Origin of the sequence: Desulfoferrobacter suflitae (assembly GCF_022603395.1) — a bacterium.
Lineage (GTDB): Bacteria > Desulfobacterota > Syntrophobacteria > Syntrophobacterales > Syntrophobacteraceae > Desulfoferrobacter > Desulfoferrobacter suflitae.
On record NZ_JAIBKA010000007.1, the window covers coordinates 26,526 to 44,863 of the forward strand.

Below are 18,338 nucleotides of genomic sequence, written 5' to 3' on the forward strand. Positions count from 1 at the left end.
AGGGAAGCGACGCTCACATGGCCTACATCAACCAGGAAGTTCGTCGTCTGCTCGGCCGGGCGGTGCACCATTACCAATTGATCGAGGATGGCGACAGGATCGCCGTTGCCGTTTCCGGCGGCAAAGACAGCATGCTGTTGCTCTGGCTGCTGCGCGAGCGGCTCAAACGGATCCCCATCGATTATCGGCTGGTGGCGATTCACATCGATCCCGGCTTTGATGGTGCAGCGGCGGAGCAACTCGAAGCATTCCTGCAAAAAGAACAATTTGACTATGAGATCGTTCGAACGGATCACGGCATCAGGGCGCACAGCGACGAGAACCGGGAAAATCCCTGTTTTTTGTGTGCACGCCTGCGCCGGACCTCCTTATTTCGCAAGGCTCAGGAATTGGGCTGCGGCAAGATCGCCCTCGGGCACAATCAGGATGATTTCATTGAAACCTTTTTCATCAACATTTGCTATGGCGGCCAAACCGCTTCCATGATGCCCAGGCAGCCGTTCTTCGGAGGCGAGATCAGCGTCATTCGACCTCTCGCACTGGTACCCGCTGCAAAAGTGGAACGTCTCTGCAGACAGCTTTCGTTGCCCGTCCTTGCCAACTGCTGCCCGTCGATGAACAACAACAAGCGGCAACAGATCCGTTCTCTTCTGACCACTCTGTACCGCAGCAATCGCAAGGTGCGCGGCAACATTTTTCACGCCATGAGTCATGTGAACCTGGATTACCTTCCCCCTGCCCTCCAACCCCCAATAGACGATTCCGGAAATCCTTCGGAATCGAGACGAGACAATGATCATGGGCCAGAACAAGACATTTTACCTTATTGACGGCAGCTCCTATATCTACCGGGCGTTTTACGCCATAGGGCGGCTGACCAACGCCAAGGGCATGCCCACCCAGGCCGTCTACGGCTTCAATCAGATGATCCTGAAGGTGCTGCGCGATGAAGACCCGGACTATGTGTGCGTGGTCTTTGACGCTCCCGGCCCGACTTTTCGCAGCGAGATTTTCGCCGATTACAAGGCCAACCGGCAGAAGATGCCCGAAGATCTCACCGTGCAAATCCCCTATATCAAGGATCTGGTGCACTATCACGGCATCCCTCAAATGGAACTGGAAGGCTGCGAAGCGGACGATCTGATCGCCACTCTGACGCGATGGAGCCGCGATCAGGACCTGGACGTGGTGATCGTATCGGCGGACAAAGACCTCATGCAGTTGATTCAAGATCCCCACATACGCCAGTGGGACCCGCAGAAGGATAAGGTGTTCCGTGAGCGGGAAGTAGCCGAGCGCTACGGGGTGACGCCCCGGCAGATGAAGGATTTTCTCGCACTGATGGGAGACAGTTCGGACAATATTCCGGGGGTCAAAGGAGTGGGCGAAAAAACGGCGCGCGCGTTGCTCGAGCAGTGGGATTCGCTGGAGGAAATCTACTCTCACATCGAAGACGTCACTCCCCCTTCGGTGCGGAAAAAACTGCTGGAACATCGAGAGGCGGCCTATTTGTCCCGCAAACTGGTGGGGTTCAAGAGGGATGTCGTCATCGAGCGCGGACTGGCTGATTTTGCCAGACAGCCGACGTCGCTTGCCGACCTTGCCCGGTTGTACGACGAGCTCGATTTCAAAACGCTCATTGATGCGCTGCGCCAGGAACACAGCGACATTGGCCCGGTGGCTGAAGAGACGAACAAGGCGCAAATCGACAACCGCCTTGTATCGAGTCAACAAGATTTCGATGACCTGATTGTTCGGCTGAAACGCCACAAAGAGTTTTCCATAGACCTCGAGACCACCTCGCAGGACCCAATGCTCGCGAAGATAGTGGGGGTGGCCCTCTGCTGGGAGGATGACTCAGCGTACTACGTGCCGGTCGCCCACGAGGGTCCCAACAGTGATCAGCAGCTCTCCCGGGAAAGGGTGCTGAGAGCACTCGAACCTTTGCTGTCCCGGGACAGTTTCGGCAAAATCGGACAGAACGCCAAATACGAATGGGTCGTTTTCAAGCAGCATGGCATCGACTTCAGGGGGATCGCCTTTGATACCATGGTGGCCAGTTATCTGCTGGACCCGGAAAAACGTTCCCACCGGCTCGAACGGATCGCTGCAGAGCATCTGGGTGAGGGGATGCTCACTTATACGGACCTGACGGGCAAAGGCAAAAATCAGATCGGATTTCAGCAGGTGGACGTGACCCAGGCGGCCGAATACGCCTGCGGGGATGCCAACATCGCCTGGCGCTTGATGCCCGTATTAAAGCAAAAGCTGGCCGACTCCGGCCTGGTCACTCTTTATGAAACTCTCGAACTGCCGCTCATCGAGATTCTCGCAGGCATGGAACATCGGGGAATTCTGGTGGACTCAAACAAGCTGGAGTCTCTCTCCATCGAGCTGGAAAAATCCATGGACCAGCAGACCGCCCGCATCTATGAGCTCGCCGGAGAGGAATTCAATATCCAATCGCCCAAACAGCTGGCCCAGATTCTGTTTGACAAGCTCGGGCTGCGCGTAATCAAGAAAACCAAGACGGGTCCTTCGACCGATGTCAATGTGTTGGAACAACTGGCGCTGGAACATCCCATAGCTGAGCACGTGCTGGCCTACCGGAGCCTCGCCAAGCTCAAGGGAACGTATGCCGATGCCCTGGCCAAGCTGATCCATCCCCAAACCGGAAGGATTCATACCTCCTTCAATCAAACGGTGACGGCAACGGGACGGCTCAGCAGCTCGGACCCGAATCTGCAGAACATCCCTATCCGTTCGGAAGAGGGGAAAAAAATTCGTGAAGCGTTTATCGCATCGCCCGACTGTTGCCTGCTGTCGGTCGATTATTCGCAAATCGAATTGAGGATTCTGGCCCACTACAGCCAGGACGAGCATCTTGTCCAGGCATTTCGTGAAAATGCCGACGTCCACCGGCGAACGGCGGCGGAAATGTTCGGCATACCCCCACTGGAGGTCACCCCGGAAATGCGCCGCCAGGCCAAAACCATCAACTTCGGCATCATTTACGGCATGGGCCCCTTCGGACTGGCACAGCGGCTCTACATCAGCAACACCATGGCAAAGGCGGCCATTGACCGCTATTTCGAAAGGTATCGCGGGGTAAAGCAGTTTATTGACGCCTCCATTGAGACGGCACGCAAGGCGGGATATACGGAAACATTGCTCGGAAGAAAGCGGGCCGTCCCGGAATTACACAGCCGCAACCGCAACGTGCGGCAGCAAGGGGAACGCCTGGCCATCAACACTCCGATTCAGGGGACGGCCGCCGATCTCATCAAAAAAGCGATGATCGATGTCGAAGGCGCCCTGCATCAGGCCAGGCTGAACACGGCAATGCTGCTGCAGGTGCACGACGAGCTGCTGTTCGAAGTCCCGGTGAAAGAGCTGGATGACGCGCGTGAATTGATCAGGGAGAGAATGGAGCAGGTCTGGCCCCTTTCCGTACCTCTCACCGTCGAAATGGGTTGGGGGGAAAACTGGGCGGAAGCGCATGCCTGAGGATGGCAGCCAGGCGGCGGAGGGCGGCGGAGAATGACGGTAAAAGGGCTGGAACCAGGCACAAACACCAAAGCCGCCTGCTGGCAGGCGGCTTTGGTGTTTTCAGCATACGCAATGGCGGGCGAGCTTATTCTTCCTTGCTGCTCTCCGATTTGGCTTTCTCCAACTCGGCCTTTAACTTATCGACTTCCTGCTTATATTTTTCGGCTTCTTCCTTGAGCTTGCTTTCAGCTTGGCTGGCAACTTCCTCCACTTCTTTCTTTTTCAGAGGAAGCTTATCTTTCACCTCGTCATATCCTAAGTAGGCTGCCATGGCACCACCGAGCAACAGCATTAGAGGCACAGCACCCGCGAGCAGATACAGGAAGGGACCAAAAAAAACGAAGATCCCGATGATTCCCAAGAATGCCGCTGCAATTCCACCGATAAACACCTTCATGATCTTTCCTCCTTGTCCAGATTGGCGATTCGAGTACGCTTATACCCTTCTACATATATACATATTCTGTTCTCCCGTTGATTGCATAGTGAGACGAGAGGATAATAAGAGAAAAAATTCGCATACCTCTTAGCATGGCCCTTGGAAGATTGCAAGGAGAAATTCAAGCCTGATCGGTGAAGATGGCTCTTGGGGGCGAGCTGCACAAGTCTTTTCTGTTGACTGCAGAGCTCGATCAAAAGTATAAAGACCAGTTCCAAATTTTTTCACCATGCGCCATCACCGCACCATTTGAATGTCAATGATCAGATGTTGTACCTTGAGCGGAGGGTCTTTTTTGATGACAAAACAACGGATTTACCTGGATCATATCGCCGGGACACCCATCAAACCTGAAGTATTGCAGGCCATGTTGCCTTTCCTGGAAGAACATTTCGGGAACCCGGCGAGCATCCACCATCACGGCGAAGTTCCCCAGGACGCCCTGTTTCGAAGCCGGGAGCAGGTAGCTCGTTTGATAGGGGCCGAAACAGAAGAAATCATTTTCACCTCATGCGGCACCGAATCCAATAATCTGGCACTGAAGGGAGCGGCGCTCAACCAGATTCATGAGAAAAAGCATTTGGTTATCTCTTCAATAGAACATTATTCGGTGATGTATGCCGCCAAGGCTCTGGAGCAGTTTGGCTTCGCCATCAGCTTGGTACCGGTTGACGCTCTGGGCAGAGTAGATCCCGATGCGGTACGCGGGGCCCTGCGACCCGACACGGCTGTGGTTTCCGTCATGCTGGCCAACAACGAAGTGGGAACCATTCAGCCTCTGGCTGAAATCGCTCGATGCACGCGTGCAGGCGGCATCCTGCTGCACACCGATGCGGTCGCCGCCACCGGACGTATTCCGGTGAATGTGGGCGAGTTGGGAGTGGATTTGTTGAGCCTCTCGGCGAATCAGTTCGGGGGACCCAAGGGTGCGGCTGCGCTTTTCTGCAGAAAAGGCGTGCAACTCTGGCCCCTGTTTCATGGGGGCGGTCAGGAGGACGGACGGCGCACGGGAACCGAGAACGTTGCCGGTATTGTGGGGATGGGAAAAGCGGCGGAACTGACCATGGCGGCCCTGGAGGAGCGGACCCATACCTGTCACCGATTGGAGAAGCTCTTGATGCGTGAGATATCGGATCGGATTGATGAGGTCAGGTTCAACGGCGATCCGAACAACCATTTGCCGGGACTGGTCAACGTGTCCATCAGTTACGTCGAAGGAGAAGCCTTGCTGCTCCACATGGACATGCGCGGGATCAGCGTTGCCGGCGCTTCCGCCTGTATGTCGATCACCGCCAAGGCGTCGCATGTGTTGGAAGCCATGGGAGCGCTGGGCGACGGGGCAATAGGAACGCTCTTATTCACCATGGACCAGGAGAACACGGAAGAGGAGATTCACAAGTCGGTGGACACCTTGTCCCAGGTGGTGACCATGTTGCGGGCCATGTCGCCTTTATACGGGCAGCACAAAGCATAGTTCAGCAGACAGCGAACGGAGCGCGGATTCGCGCCGCCGCCTTGTCCGCAACCAGTTGGAATAAACGATTTTCTTCGTCACGCTGGTGACGCTTTATTTGGCCCATGTCGGGCGTGGGAAATGGCGGTTAGCGGGACCACAGGAACTTCTGCGGGAATTATCCGTTGTGCGTGGCGATGCATATGCGGATGGGGTCATGCGGTTGGATGTCGCATTTGAGCCCCCCTGACGGGAATAGAATAGTTTATGATGCAACGACTGTTACATGGAATAGAGAAGCCGGGACGTTATGTAGGGAACGAAATCAATGCCTGCAGAAAAGAATTCGAACAGGCCGATGTGCATTTTCTGTTGGCCTTTCCGGATACCTATGAAGTAGGCTTGAGCCATTTGGGATTGCGTCTGCTTTACCACCAGCTCAACGCCATGCAGGGAGTCATGGCTGACCGGGTATACGCCCCCTGGCTGGATTTTGAACAACGACTCAGAGCTTCTGGAGAGCCTCTGCGCAGTATCGAGAGCAAACGCATTGTTAACGCATTCGATTTTGTCGGCGTAAGCCTGCAATATGAACTGAGCTACACCAACATACTCACCATCCTGGACCTGGGCGGCATCCCGCTGAGGAGTGGAGAGCGCGCAGCCCATCATCCATGGGTGACCGCCGGCGGACCGTGCGCATTCAATCCCGAACCCCTGGCAGACTTTTTCGACTTCATTGTGCTGGGCGAGGCCGAGCAGGTACTGCCGGAGCTGATTCAGGCATTCCGGGAATGGAACACCTCGCGGCACACCGCTTCCAGACATGAATTTCTTACAGAGATTCGCAAGATTCCGGGGATTTACGTTCCATCCTTTTTCCACATTGCCTACCACCCGAGCGGCACAATCGCCGGCATCGAGCCCCTCTTCTCAGATTATACCCGGGTCGAAAAACGGCTGGTAATGGACCTTGATCAAGCCTCACCCATTCCCGAAAGCCCTTTGGTGCCTCTGTTGGACATTGTGCACAACAGACTCGGTGTCGAAATAGCCAGGGGCTGCACCAGGAGCTGCCGCTTCTGCCAGGCGGGTTATCTCTACCGACCGGTACGCGAGCGCGATCCACAACAAGTACTGGAGCGCACGGAACTAGCGCTGGCCAGCAGCGGTTTCGAGGAGCTTTCGCTGCTTTCCTTGAGCAGTGGCGACTACTGCCAAATACAGGCGTTGCTGACAGCGCTGGTGGAGCGATTTGCGCACGAACAGGTCGCTGTTTCATTACCTTCCATGCGGGTGGGGACTCTCACGCCGGAGCTCATGGAACTGGTGCGCCGGGTCAGAAAGACCGGCTTTACCCTGGCCCCCGAGGCGGGCAGCGAGCGGCTGCGGCGGGTCATCAACAAAGACATTCTCGACGAGGATTTGCTGTGCACCGCGCAAACCGCCTTCAGATTGGGCTGGCGGCTGATGAAGCTGTACTTTATGACGGGACTGCCAAGCGAAACCGAGGATGACCTGGAGGCGATGGCAGCACTTTGCCGCCGGGTTTGGGAGCTGGCCAAACGGTCCAAGGCGGCAATCAACGTCTCAGTTGCAACCTTTGTCCCCAAACCGCAGACCCCTTTTCAGTGGGTGCCGCAAATTACCCGCGAAACGGTGGAACGGCGGTTGGAAAGCTTGCAGCAACGCTTTAAGCGGCCCGGATTGCGCCTGAAATGGCACCATCCAGGTCACAGCCTGCTGGAAGCCGTCTTTGCAAGAGGCGACCGGCGGCTGGGAGAGGTACTGACCCGAGCCTGGCGTTTGGGAGCTCGATTTGACGGGTGGACGGAAATGCTGCGCGAAGACGTGTGGCAATGCGCGTTCCATGACAGCGGGCTGGATATGGCGTTCTACGCCCAGCGCGAGCGTGCTGGTGATGAAATTCTTCCGTGGGACCATCTGTCGGCAGGAGTAGACAAAGACTATTTGTGGCGTGAGTATCAGAAAGCTTTGAATGAAGAGTACACGCGCGATTGCCGCCGGCATGGCTGCGACGGCTGCGGGGTGTGCGATCACAAGGAGGTCAAGCCCCGCCTGTATGATTCAGCAGAAGGACAGCCGATAGCGATTGTTCGCCGAAACACCGTCGAGCCGGGCAACACTGATGCCCATCTCTATCAGCTGCAATATGCCAGGCTGGGAGATGCACGTTTTTTTGGCCAACTGGAAGTGGCTCAGGCTTTTGCACGAGCGGTCCGCCGTGCCGCTCTGCCGGCCGCGTACAGTCTCGGGTTTCATCCGCATATGAAGCTCTCCTTCGGGCAGGCTTTGCCGCTGGGGCTGGAGAGCCTCATCGAAGAAGCCTATCTCTCCCTCACCCGGGAAAGAGATTGCCGAGCGATTGCCACGCTGCTCAACGTCCATTTGCCTGAAGGCATAACCGTCGCCCGGGTGCAAAAAGTCGCTCAACGCTCGCCGGCAGAAGTCGCTCACAAGGTCACTTATCGGGTTTCCGATTTGCTTCCCTGGGCTGTTCGCATTATACTGCAAAATCTGCCGAGACTTGGACAGGAAACCCTCAGTAAGAGGACCAAGAAACGGATGGTCACGGCCCAATTGAGTGAAATCCTGCTGGATTTACGACCAGTGGACGAATCCTCCCTGGAAATGGACCTACATGAAGCGCCGGGACTGTGTTTCAGGCCCACCATGATCCTGGAACGCCTCCTGGGAGAATCTACCGATATTGCATCAGGCTGCCGCATTTGCAAAGTGAGGGCCATCCCCTTTGCTGGACTGGAGGAAAACGAGGATGTCCATCGAGCTCATCATCAATGCTAATTCCTATGAAACTCGTGTCGCTCTGGTGGAAAACGGGCAGATTGCGGAGCTTCATGTGGAGCGCAATTCCGACCGGGGAATTGGCAGCAACATCTACAAGGGACGGGTAGTGAGGGTACTGCCGGGCATGCAAGCCGCGTTCGTGGACATTGCACTGGAAAAGGCCGCTTTTCTTTATGTCAACGACGTGCATCATCCGCTGGAAGACCTGGAGCAGCTTTTTCTGGATTCCTGCGGCAACGGCCACGAACAGGACGAAGCCGAGGAACTGAATGAGTCGCTGGTACTGGACGAGGAAATCAAGGAGGTCTTGGATCTTCATCCTGAGCATTGCGACGTTCCCATTGAAGACCGCTTGCAGGAAGGGCAGGACATACTGGTGCAGGTGGCCAAGGAGCCCATCGGCCACAAAGGGGCGCGGATCACGACGCACATCACGCTGCCCGGACGTCACCTGGTCTTGATGCCCATGATGGACCATGTGGGCGTATCCCGACGGATTGATAACGAGAAGGAAAGAAAGCGACTGCGGGAGCTGACTTGCGCCATTAAACCTCCCCATTGCGGATTCATAGTGCGCACGGCGGCGGAAGGAGAAGAGGCGGAAAAGCTACAGGCTGAGATGGATTTTCTCCTGAAATTGTGGCAGAACATCCAGCGTCGTGCCGAACACGCCCCGGTGCCGTCTCTTGTCTATCAGGAACTGGATATTACCTTGCGCGCCGTGCGCGACCTATTCACCAAGGAAGTGGACCGCTTGATCATCGATTCCGAGAGTGAGTATCGCAAGGTCCTGAACTTCATTGAGACCTTTACGCCATCACTGCAAAGCGCCGTGGAACTCTATGAAGGAGACGAGCCGGTATTCGACGCGTACGGCATCGAGATGGAAATTCAACGCGCGTTGAGCAAAAAAATCTGGCTGAAATCAGGAGGGTACATCGTCATAGAGATGACCGAGGCATTGACTGCCATAGACGTCAACACGGGGCGCTACGTGGGCAAACGCAATCTCGAGGAAACCATCCTCAAGACCAACCTGGAAGCGGTCAAGGAAATTGCCTGTCAACTTCGCCTGCGCAATATGGGCGGCATCATCATCATTGATTTTATCGACATGGAAAAGGAAAGCAATCGCGAAAAGGTCTTCAATGCATTGAAGGACGCCATGCGTAAGGACAAGAGCAAGACCAACATCCTGCGCATGTCTGACCTGGGATTGATTGAGATGACCCGCAAACGCACCAAGGAAAGCATCGGGCGTGTTCTGTGCGAGCCTTGCTTCTACTGCGACGGCGAAGCTTACCTGAAATCCAAGCAGACGGTCTGCTATGAGATACTGCGGGAACTGGAAAGGGAAAGGAAGGAACTGTTCGGACAGAACATCATGATCTTGGCTCACCCTGAAGTGGCGGCGCGCTTCTGCGATGAGGAAAGGGTCTACCTCGAACAGGTTGAAGAACGACTGCATGCACGAATATTGGTGAAGGGAGAAGCAAATTTCCATTTGGAGCAGTATGAGATTACTGTGACCGACAAGAGATGAAAGGACTTGCAACGATCCAGTGAATATACCTATTTCTATCCGTGATTACATGCAACAACACCAATTATTGCGGTGGGCGCTGTACAGTGTAGTGATCGGAATAGTGAGCGGATTGGGTGCCTGCACCTTTTTCTTATGCCTCGAATGGATGAAGTACTTCACTTTCGAATTTCTCGCCGGCTACGATTATCTTAAGCCCGCCGGTGAGCAGCTCGTTGAAATCACTTCCACAAGCTCCTTCAACCCTTGGGTTTTATTCCTTCTTCCCGTCATCGGTGGATTGCTGTCCGGCTTTCTGGTGTACACGTGGGCGCCGGAAGCCGAAGGGCATGGAACCGATGCCCTGATTGACGCCTTCCATAACAAACAGGGTGTGATCCGCACACGCGTGCCTTATATCAAAGGTCTCGCCTCCCTGATCACACTGGCGACCGGGGGCAGTGCCGGCCGTGAAGGCCCCATCGCTCAAATCGGAGCCGGTTTTGGCTCGTGGCTCGGACGCACGTTTCAGTTGAGCGTGCGCGACCGACGTTTGCTGCTGCTGGCTGGATGTGCCGGCGGCCTTGGTGCCATTTTTCGAGCCCCTCTGGGCGGAGCCCTGACGTCCATTGAAGTGTTGTACAGTGAAGATTTTGAAACAGAAGGGATCGTGCTGTGCATCGTCTCATCGGTCGTGGCCAACTCCATCTTCACCTACCTGTTCGGCAACCAGCCCATATTTGCCATCCCCACCATAAGCTTTGGGCATCCCCTGGAGTTGTTGTTTTATGCGATTCTTGGCCTGGTCTGTGTGCCATTCGGCTATGTCTACGTAAAAACTTTTTATGGCCTGCGCGATCATTTTTTTCGTAAGCTGCGGCTCAAAAGGGTTCTGATTCCCGCTTTGGGAGGGCTTGGCGTAGGGCTGATAGGTCTATGGCGTCCTGAGGTGTTGAGTGGCGGCTACGGTGTTATTCAGGAAGCCCTCAAGGGCAATCTGCCCGTTGTTCTGATGATGAACCTGGCCTTGCTCAAGATCATTGCCACCTCTTTTACCATCTCTTCCGGGGGGAGTGGCGGCGTCTTTGGACCGTCCTTGTTTATCGGCGCAATGCTGGGGGGAGTGGTCGGGCAAATCAGCCACGGCTGGTTCCCGGGTATCGTGACCGATCCGGGAGCATTCGCCCTGGTTGGCATGGGTGCTTTTTTTGCCGGTGTGGCCAAGGCACCTATTGGCGCCCTGATCATGGTCGCTGAAATGACCGGAGGCTACGCCGTCGTCGTGCCCCTGATGTTCACCTCGGTGGTGGCACTTCTCCTGTCCCAGCGCTGGTCCCTGTATGAGAAGCAGGTGCACAATAAATTTCAATCCCCGGCCCATCGCAATGACGCTGTCATCAACATACTCCAGACCATGACGGTGAGAGACATTTATCGAGAGGATGCGCCCGTCACCAGCCTGCCCGAGGATATGACGTTTGCTACCCTGAAGCGCATGCTCACGCGTACAGAAGAATCATTCTTCCCGGTGGTGGACGATCACTTTCACCTGCGCGGCATTTTGTCGCTGCCCAACCTGCACGCCATTTTGTTCGAGGATCAACTGTCCGACCTCCTGGTGGTCGGTGAGTTGGCTACACCTCCCGTCAGCGTGCGGCTGGATGAGACTCTCTACGATGCGCTGGTGAAGTTTCTGCAATCGGGATACGGCCGTGTGCCTATAGTGGATGACGAAACCGGCCTGAAAGGTTTGCTGCGTCTGAGCGAACTGATGGCTGCCTACCATCGAGAAATTCTCAAGCTTAAGGAAGAGTGACGCGACACGGAACCGTTCACGAGAAGAGAGGGAGAACAATGCAGTGGGAACGATCCGAACAGCTCTACAAGGAAGCCTGCCAATGGATTCCTGGAGGCGTCAACAGCCCGGTGCGATCTGCCAGGGCCGTAGGGATGACGCCGATTTTTGTCAAGCAGGCCAGTGGCTGCAAGATTATAGACGAGGATGGCAATAGCTACATCGACTATGTTTGTTCCTGGGGGCCTTTGATTGCCGGCCACGCCCATCCCAAAGTAGTTGAAGCCATAAAAACGGCAGCCAACCGTGGGACTTCATACGGAATTCCCACCAGAGTGGAGAACGAGATGGCGCGCAAAGTGGTCGAAATGGTGCCGTCCATCGAACTGCTGCGCATGGTCAATTCCGGTACCGAAGCGACCATGAGCGCCATACGCCTGGCACGAGGCTACACCGGCAGGAACCGGATCATAAAATTCAACGGTTGCTACCACGGCCACTGGGATTGTCTGCTCGTGCAATCCGGCTCAGGACTGGCCACTTTCGGGATCCCCGGCTGCCCGGGAGTACCCGATGCAATCGTGCAGCATACCCACTCATTGCCCTACAATGACTTGGCCGAGGTTGACAAGGCAATGGCCGCATTTGGCGGAGAAGTCGCCGCCATCATAGTCGAGCCGGTGGCCGGCAACATGGGCGTCGTCCCGCCGTCCGAGGGATATCTTGAGGGGTTGCGCAGGTTATGCGATGAGCATGGGGCTGTGCTCATTTTCGACGAAGTCATCACCGGTTTTCGCTTGTCTGCCGGCGGAGCCCAAGCCTTGTATGGAGTCGTTCCAGACATGACCTGCCTGGGCAAGATCATCGGGGGAGGTCTGCCGGTTGGCGCCTACGGCGGCAAAAGAGAGATCATGGAGCACATGGCACCTGTGGGCAAAGTCTATCAGGCGGGCACCCTCTCGGGCAACCCCCTGGCCATGAGTGCCGGCTTGGCTACGCTTGATCTGCTCAGCGATCCCGGCGTTTACGCAGAACTCGAGGAAAAGGCGGCGTATCTCGCCGAAGGCCTCACAAAAGCCGCTGCCAAGGCAGGTGTAGCAACTACTCTCAATCGCGTCGGTTCCATGGGGTGCGGATTTTTCACCGGCACCCGCGTACGTGATTTTGACAGTGCCATGAAGGCCGACACCCAGGCGTACAGCGTTTTTTTTCAAGAAATGCTCAAGCGCGGAGTTTATCTGGCCCCATCACAGTTTGAGGCTTTTTTCATAAGCACGGCACATGAGCGGAGGCATTTGGATGCAACGATTGCCGCCGCAGAAGAAGCGTTTGTGCGGGTAAAGCAGCATTACCAAACGGCCGGCGAGAAAAAAACGTTGACTTGAGGATAGGGCTGTGCTAGGACGTCTGTGAACATTTACACGAAGTCTGACATGAAAGAAGACACCAAAAAGCTGCTCAAGCAATTGGGCATTGCCAGTACACTGGGATTCCAGGTCGCCTTTGCCATCTTTATCGGTTTGGGAATTGGAGTGTGGCTGGATTCACGGTTTAACACTTTCCCATGGCTGGCACTTGTTTTCATGATATTCGGCGTTATTGCGGGCTTCTTGAACTACTATCGCTTTATCAAGAGGCAGCAGAGGGACAATTAGAAAGTCAGAGAACTGGTTGAGATTACTTACGGACGAAAGGCTCCTGCGGCGTATCGAATGGACAAACATCGGCCTGTTGGTAGCAGCAACTCTTGGGGCGTGGCTGTTTTTCTCTTACACTATTGCTTTCGGAGTTCTCCTGGGCGGAGCCATTGCCACCGCCAGCTTTCAGATACTCAAGTGGCAGCTGAGAAGGGCGTTTCAGAGTGCAGGTAATGTTCCCCGTAAAGGGGGGCTGTTCGTCACTTACTATCTGCGCTTCCTAATAACACTTTTTATAATTTTTGCGGTGATTTACTATGGTTGGGCCAACCCCATCGCGCTACTCGCGGGTTTGTCCCTGGTGGTTTTGAGTATTGCAGCGGTTGGGGCGCATGAGTTTTTACTGATGCAGGTGAGAAAAGGGGGAAGGTAGCGTATGGAGCACCCGGTATTGTTTTTGAATGTGTTATTTGAAAAGTTGGGCCTGCCGGTAGTCGCCAGTGCGGGTGAGGCCAAGACGTTCACGCAACTCGTGCTGTTGCCGCATGTCACTTACACCTGGGTGGTCATGGCCCTGTTGCTCATCCTTGGCGCAATGGCTGCCAAGCGTCTTGAGATGGTTCCCAGAGGGGGACAGAATTTCTTTGAAACGGTGATTGTCGGGATCGAAAATTTCATGATCGACATCACCGGGGAAGAGGGGCGATTCGCTTTTCCACTCATTGCCACCCTGGGATTTTTCATTCTGGTGAGCAACTACATGGGAATGGTCCCCGGCTTTTTTGCACCAACTGCAAGCATCAATACGACTTTGGCGTGTGCTTTGATCGTTGTCGTTTACACGCACATTATCGGCGTCAAGTTTCACGGGGTCAAATACATCAAACACTTCATGGGCCCCATTTGGTGGCTTACCCCGCTGATCATGCCCATCGAGCTCATCGGTCATTTTGCTCGCGTTCTCAGCCTCTCGATACGTCTTTTCGGCAACGTTATGGGTGAAGAACTGGTATTGGCCATTCTCTTTTTCCTGGCGGGGCTCTATCTGGCGCCGCTGCCAATGATGTTTCTCGGTCTGTTCACCGGTTTCATCCAAGCCTTCATCTTTTGCTTACTGTCGATGATGTATTTTGCCGGAGCAATCGAGGAAGCGCATTAATCCCAGGCGGTAAAGGGTCGAAGGAAGGCCGCGCATATATTTTTTATCAACTCAAATTCTCATTTAACATTCACAAGGAGGAAGATTTATGTCTAAGAAAGTTGGGTTACTGACAACGCTGTTTCTGCTGGGTCTTGCAACGGTCGCTCTTGCTCAGGAAGGGGCCGGCGCTTCTGAAAAAGTCGAAGGTCTTCGCTTTTTCCTGTATTCGGCCGTCGCCGCCGGCTTCGGTATCGCCATTGCTGCATTCGGCTGCGGCATCGGCCAGGGCATTGCGGTAAAGAGCTCGGTGGAAGGTATTGCACGTAACCCTGAGGCTTCCGGAAAGGTAACCGTAACCATGCTGATCGGTCTGGCGATGATCGAATCTCTTTGTATCTACGCTTTGGTTGTCGCACTGATCCTGATCTACGCCAACCCGGTATCCACATTGATCCAGGGATTCGTTGGTCTAGCCGCTCATTAAGAACCTTTCGCTTTAGGCAGAAGAACATGGCGGGAGTGCCTTGTGGCACTCCCGCCGGTTCTGCGTAGCGAGGGTTCCGGCTGGGCCTTTTTTCGGCCCCATAATGTGAATAATATCACATTGTTAATGGTTTCAACCAGAGTGCAACTCGGACCTGTGCATCGATCGGCCACAAGCCAGCGATTGAGGGCCAAGCAATGAAATTTGCCAAAATTCCCATGGCGACAATCAACCGGCTGTCCATCTACATGCGGACCCTGCAGGATCTGCTTGAAGAGGAGATGGACGTGATTTCCTCTGAGCGATTAGCCAAGCAGTGTGGTGTGAATCCGGCGCAAATTCGTAAGGACCTGGCCTACTTCGGAGAATTTGGGGTGCGCGGTGTCGGTTACCGGGTGAGTGATTTGATCAACCAGATCAAGGAAATCCTCGGCCTTAACCGCAACTGGAACCTGGCCATGGTCGGCCTGGGCAATTTGGGGTCCGCCATGATACGCCATGGCAATTTTATAAAACACGGCTACATCTTCACATCGGCGTTTGATGTGGATCCGCAGAAGGTCGGCAAACGCCTGCCAAACGGTCTGATCATCAATCATGTCGATGAGCTGGAAGAAATTGTTAAAGAGCGCGAGGCCCATATCGGCATCATCGCGACCCCTGCCAGCGCCGCCCAGAGCGTTGCCAATCAACTGGTTCTGGGAGGAATCAACGGCATTCTGAACTTTGCACCGGTGCAGATTCAGGTCCCCGACTGTTGCCACGTGGAAAATGTCGATTTCACCATTAAGCTGGATTGTATCGCCTACCACCTCTCCTCTGGCGGATAAGATTCGGGCTCATTCAAGTTGCCCAGCTCCTGCCTCAGATATTGACCCGTCAGTGAAGCAGCGTGCTGCGCAACCTCCTCCGGAGTCCCGCAAACCACAATCCGCCCTCCCCCCGCGCCTCCTTCGGGACCGAGATCAATGATGTGATCGGCTGTCTTGATTACATCCAGGTGATGTTCTATAACGATTACCGTATGCCCCTTGTCGACCAGGCGCTGCAGTACATGGAGCAGCTTTCTAATGTCATCGAAGTGCAGACCGCTGGTGGGTTCATCGAGAATATAGAGGGTTTTTCCCGACGTTTTGAGGGAGAGTTCACCGGCGAGCTTGACCCTTTGGGCCTCGCCTCCCGAAAGGGTTGTAGCCGGCTGACCAAGCCGCAGGTAGCTCAAGCCCACTTCCTGCATGGTGGCGAGCTTACGTCGAATTGCCGGGACGTTTTCAAACAGGCCGGCCGCTTCCTGCACGGTCATATCGAGGACATCGGCTATGGATGATCCCTTGAAGAGAATATCGAGTGTTTCCCGATTGAAGCGGGTGCCTCCACACAGCGGACAGGTGACATAGACATCGGGCAAAAAAAACATATCAATCGTTTGAAACCCCTCGCCTTTGCAGGCTTCGCACCGCCCTCCACGAGCATTGAAAGAAAAACGACCGGCACTGTAGCCTCGCGCCCTGGATTCGGGGAGTCTGGCAAAGAGCCGGCGAATTAACGAAAACAAGCCGGTATGGGTTGCTGGAATGGATCGAGGAGTTCTGCCAAGGGGTGATTGATCAACCAGGATCACTTTCTGGATCTGTTCGACGCCCTCGACGGATTGCACAGGTGCGGGAGGGACTTTGCTGCGATAGATCTTCTGGGCGAGGCATTTGTAGAGCGTATCGAAAACCAGGGTACTTTTCCCGGAACCGGACACCCCGGTAACGCAGGTCAAACATCCCAGGGGAAAAGCAACGGAAATGTTGCGCAGATTGTGCCCGCTTGCCCCCTTCACGTGCAGAGCACCATGGGCGAAAGGCGGGCGCCTGGAAGGCAGAGCGATCTTTTCACGCCCCGAGAGATATAATCCCGTCAAAGATTGAGGGGTTCGCGCCAGGCCTTGCGGAGGTCCGCAGTAGATCACTTCACCGCCCTGAGCTCCGGCGCCTGGCCCCATGTCCACCACATAGTCCGCCTGAGCAATAGTCTGCCTGTCATGTTCCACAACCACAAGCGAGTTTCCTCTGTCTCTCAGCCGCAGGAGGATGTCCAGGAGCCTGTTATGATCCCTCGGGTGGAGGCCAATGCTTGGTTCGTCCAACACATAGAGGACACCGGAGAGTTGGTTGCCGATCTGGTTTGCCAGTCGTATCCGTTGAGCCTCGCCGCCGGACAAGGTCGGCGCAGCTCGATCCAGAGAGAGGTAGGCCAAGCCGAGTTGCTCTAGAAGACTGAGGCGATTGATCATCTCTTCGACTGGTCTGGCCGCCACTTGTTTTTGCGACGGTGTGAAATGCAGGCTGGATAACCACGATTTGATGGTGGGAACGCTCAACCGGGATGCTTCTGCGATGCTTTTTCCGTCTAACAGGACCGAACGGGCAGTTTCATTGAGGCGGCTTCCCTTGCAGTGCGGACAGACGGGATCACGCTTTTCATGGTCCAGAAAATCCTGCAAATCATCCTCCACACCTGTGCTGCCCGATTTGCGCGCCGGGTGTGCTCTCTTTTTGGTCTCGCCGCCGGGGGGATCGTCTCGGCTCTCCCGGTGATATCCCAGCCCTTTGCACAAGGGGCACATTCCAGCCGGGTGCTGGAAGGAGAAAAGACCCAAAGTAAGTTCGGGGAATCCAGCTCCGCAAGCGACACATCGGAGTTCCTCACTGAACTGCTTCTCCTCGCCGTCAACCTGAGCGACCGACACTTTCCGGTCGCCCATCTTCAAAGCAACTTCCAACGACTCTGCAAGACGCCGTTCCCGCGAATCGTCAAGAATCAGTCTGTCCACCACAAGGTCGAGTCGGCAGGCGGGCCGCCGTGCAATCAAAGGTAGCGGATCGAGTTCGAAAACGCGTCCATCCAGTCGGATGCGGACAAAACCATCGCGCTGCAGTTTTTTCAGCTGGGTTGTGAGCTCGGATTCTTTCAGCTTACCCAGGGGAGCAAGTATCAGCAGGCGACTCCCAGGGGGCCATTGTTTGATATCCCCGATCATGGCCGGAATGGTGTAGGCCTTAACGGGTATCTTACAGTGAGGACAGTACAGTGTGCCCACACGCAGGTAGAGCAGGCGAAGGTAATCATAGATTTCGGTGAGGGTGCCGACGGTAGACCTGGAACTGCGCTGCAGTCCTTTTTGCTCGATGGCCAGAGCCGGGCTCAATCCTTGAATTTCGTCCACATCGGGCGGATCCAGGCGGCGCGAAGACTGGCGTGCAAATGTTGACAGAGACTCCACATAGCGCCTCTGGCCTTCGGCGAAAAGGGTGTCAAAAGCTAAAGAAGATTTTCCCGACCCGCTCACCCCGGTAATGACGACCAAGCGATTGCGCGGGATGGACAGGGTGATGTTTTTGAGATTGTGCTGGCGGGCACCGTAAATGACTATCTGGTCCATGGGCATGTTGTATTGTTTCTACATCCGGCTCAACTTCGCCACAGAGGATAATGTGTCCC

Annotated in this window: 14 protein-coding genes; 12 read left to right on the plus strand and 2 right to left on the minus strand. The window is 55.0% G+C overall.

Translation table 11 applies throughout. The annotated features are described in order from the left end of the window. Positions 1-17: 17 nt before the first annotated feature. Both K1V27_RS13105 and polA read left to right on the plus strand, forming a co-directional pair. A complete protein-coding gene (locus K1V27_RS13105) occupies positions 18-830 on the plus strand; it encodes a PP-loop family protein (RefSeq protein WP_258930475.1) in 813 nt (270 codons plus the stop codon). Continuing rightward, complete coding sequence (polA, locus tag K1V27_RS13110) at positions 799-3,507, plus strand: DNA polymerase I (protein ID WP_258930476.1); 2,709 nt, start codon at positions 799-801, stop codon at positions 3,505-3,507. The genes K1V27_RS13105 and polA overlap by 32 nt, the downstream gene beginning before the upstream one ends. Positions 3,508-3,634: 127 nt before the next feature. Here the strand turns inward: polA and K1V27_RS13115 are convergent, their stop codons facing one another. After that, the gene (locus K1V27_RS13115) at positions 3,635-3,946 is read right to left on the minus strand and encodes a hypothetical protein (protein WP_258930477.1); all 312 of its coding nucleotides are present in this window, start codon (positions 3,944-3,946) and stop codon (positions 3,635-3,637) included. A gap of 340 nt (positions 3,947-4,286) precedes the next feature. On the opposite strand from K1V27_RS13115, the gene K1V27_RS13120 reads away from it, so the two are divergent. The 10 genes from K1V27_RS13120 to K1V27_RS13165 all read left to right on the plus strand — a co-directional run bounded on the left by K1V27_RS13120 (position 4,287) and on the right by K1V27_RS13165 (position 15,679). Beyond that, a complete protein-coding gene (locus K1V27_RS13120) occupies positions 4,287-5,462 on the plus strand; it encodes a cysteine desulfurase family protein (RefSeq protein ID WP_258930478.1) in 1,176 nt (391 codons plus the stop codon). A gap of 246 nt (positions 5,463-5,708) precedes the next feature. Beyond that, positions 5,709-8,267, plus strand: coding sequence for a TIGR03960 family B12-binding radical SAM protein (locus tag K1V27_RS13125; protein ID WP_258930479.1), 2,559 nt, complete (start codon positions 5,709-5,711; stop codon positions 8,265-8,267). Further along, positions 8,239-9,813, plus strand: coding sequence for an Rne/Rng family ribonuclease (locus K1V27_RS13130; RefSeq protein ID WP_258930480.1), 1,575 nt, complete (start codon positions 8,239-8,241; stop codon positions 9,811-9,813). Before K1V27_RS13125 ends, K1V27_RS13130 begins: the two co-directional genes overlap by 29 nt. A gap of 19 nt (positions 9,814-9,832) precedes the next feature. Next, entirely contained in the window at positions 9,833-11,608 is a 1,776-nt protein-coding gene (locus K1V27_RS13135) for a chloride channel protein (protein ID WP_258930481.1), read from the plus strand. A 38-nt stretch (positions 11,609-11,646) separates the two neighbouring features. Beyond that, a complete protein-coding gene (gene hemL / locus K1V27_RS13140) occupies positions 11,647-12,972 on the plus strand; it encodes a glutamate-1-semialdehyde 2,1-aminomutase (protein ID WP_258930482.1) in 1,326 nt (441 codons plus the stop codon). A 48-nt stretch (positions 12,973-13,020) separates the two neighbouring features. After that, positions 13,021-13,242 carry an AtpZ/AtpI family protein gene (locus tag K1V27_RS13145; protein WP_258930483.1) on the plus strand — a complete coding sequence of 74 codons (222 nt, stop codon included), beginning with the start codon at positions 13,021-13,023 and terminating at the stop codon, positions 13,240-13,242. Positions 13,243-13,258: 16 nt separating this feature from the next. Beyond that, entirely contained in the window at positions 13,259-13,657 is a 399-nt protein-coding gene (locus tag K1V27_RS13150) for an ATP synthase subunit I (protein ID WP_258930484.1), read from the plus strand. A 3-nt stretch (positions 13,658-13,660) separates the two neighbouring features. Beyond that, positions 13,661-14,383 carry a F0F1 ATP synthase subunit A gene (atpB, locus tag K1V27_RS13155; RefSeq protein ID WP_258930485.1) on the plus strand — a complete coding sequence of 241 codons (723 nt, stop codon included), beginning with the start codon at positions 13,661-13,663 and terminating at the stop codon, positions 14,381-14,383. An 88-nt stretch (positions 14,384-14,471) separates the two neighbouring features. Next, complete coding sequence (atpE, locus tag K1V27_RS13160; protein WP_258930486.1) at positions 14,472-14,849, plus strand: ATP synthase F0 subunit C; 378 nt, start codon at positions 14,472-14,474, stop codon at positions 14,847-14,849. A 197-nt stretch (positions 14,850-15,046) separates the two neighbouring features. Further along, positions 15,047-15,679 carry a redox-sensing transcriptional repressor Rex gene (locus K1V27_RS13165; RefSeq protein WP_258930487.1) on the plus strand — a complete coding sequence of 211 codons (633 nt, stop codon included), beginning with the start codon at positions 15,047-15,049 and terminating at the stop codon, positions 15,677-15,679. Here the strand turns inward: K1V27_RS13165 and uvrA are convergent. Beyond that, the gene (gene uvrA, locus K1V27_RS13170; protein ID WP_258930488.1) at positions 15,655-18,285 is read right to left on the minus strand and encodes an excinuclease ABC subunit UvrA; all 2,631 of its coding nucleotides are present in this window, start codon (positions 18,283-18,285) and stop codon (positions 15,655-15,657) included. The two genes, K1V27_RS13165 and uvrA, sit on opposite strands and share 25 nt — an antisense overlap. Between the last annotated feature and the right edge of the window lie 53 nt (positions 18,286-18,338).

What these genes read in the sequence shown, in the direction of transcription:
- uvrA (WP_258930488.1), bottom strand. Translation starts at nt 18,285, where the DNA reads ATGCCCATGGACCAGATAGTCATTTACGGTGCCCGCCAGCACAATCTC.
- K1V27_RS13165 (WP_258930487.1), top strand. Translation starts at nt 15,047, where the DNA reads ATGAAATTTGCCAAAATTCCCATGGCGACAATCAACCGGCTGTCCATC.
- atpB (WP_258930485.1), top strand. Translation starts at nt 13,661, where the DNA reads ATGGAGCACCCGGTATTGTTTTTGAATGTGTTATTTGAAAAGTTGGGC.
- K1V27_RS13130 (WP_258930480.1), top strand. Translation starts at nt 8,239, where the DNA reads ATGTCCATCGAGCTCATCATCAATGCTAATTCCTATGAAACTCGTGTC.
- hemL (WP_258930482.1), top strand. Translation starts at nt 11,647, where the DNA reads ATGCAGTGGGAACGATCCGAACAGCTCTACAAGGAAGCCTGCCAATGG.
- K1V27_RS13115 (WP_258930477.1), bottom strand. Translation starts at nt 3,946, where the DNA reads ATGAAGGTGTTTATCGGTGGAATTGCAGCGGCATTCTTGGGAATCATC.
- atpE (WP_258930486.1), top strand. Translation starts at nt 14,472, where the DNA reads ATGTCTAAGAAAGTTGGGTTACTGACAACGCTGTTTCTGCTGGGTCTT.
- K1V27_RS13125 (WP_258930479.1), top strand. Translation starts at nt 5,709, where the DNA reads ATGATGCAACGACTGTTACATGGAATAGAGAAGCCGGGACGTTATGTA.
- polA (WP_258930476.1), top strand. Translation starts at nt 799, where the DNA reads ATGGGCCAGAACAAGACATTTTACCTTATTGACGGCAGCTCCTATATC.
- K1V27_RS13120 (WP_258930478.1), top strand. Translation starts at nt 4,287, where the DNA reads ATGACAAAACAACGGATTTACCTGGATCATATCGCCGGGACACCCATC.
- K1V27_RS13145 (WP_258930483.1), top strand. Translation starts at nt 13,021, where the DNA reads ATGAAAGAAGACACCAAAAAGCTGCTCAAGCAATTGGGCATTGCCAGT.
- K1V27_RS13105 (WP_258930475.1), top strand. Translation starts at nt 18, where the DNA reads ATGGCCTACATCAACCAGGAAGTTCGTCGTCTGCTCGGCCGGGCGGTG.